Origin of the sequence: Novosphingobium sp. BW1 (assembly GCF_008107685.1) — a bacterium.
Lineage (GTDB): Bacteria > Pseudomonadota > Alphaproteobacteria > Sphingomonadales > Sphingomonadaceae > Novosphingobium.
Genome location: NZ_VIRF01000003.1, coordinates 1 through 251, shown reverse-complemented (window position 1 = coordinate 251; position 251 = coordinate 1). Strand labels below are relative to the sequence as shown.

At 57.4% G+C, this 251-nt stretch carries 1 pseudogene; it reads left to right on the top strand.

The window, feature by feature from the left end:
• Positions 1-119: 119 nt before the first annotated feature.
• Positions 120-251: pseudogene (locus FMM79_RS00015) on the top strand (IS3 family transposase); the annotation flags it as partial.

Below are 251 nucleotides of genomic sequence, written 5' to 3'. Positions count from 1 at the left end.
CTTCGAGCCGCTTGGTGTCCGGTCCTGTAACCTCAATCTGGATGCCCGTTCGCATGCGCCATCTTCGCATGTCCCCCCGTTCAAGGGAATCCCGAAAACGGAATCATCTGTTCCGATCAATCCACTACATTCCCATGGCCCGGGGCTTCGTCTATCTTGTCGCTATCGTCGACTGGTTCAGCCGCAAGGTCCTCAGCCACCGGATTTCGATTACGCTGGACGCCGACTTCTGCGTGGAAGCGCTCGAGGAA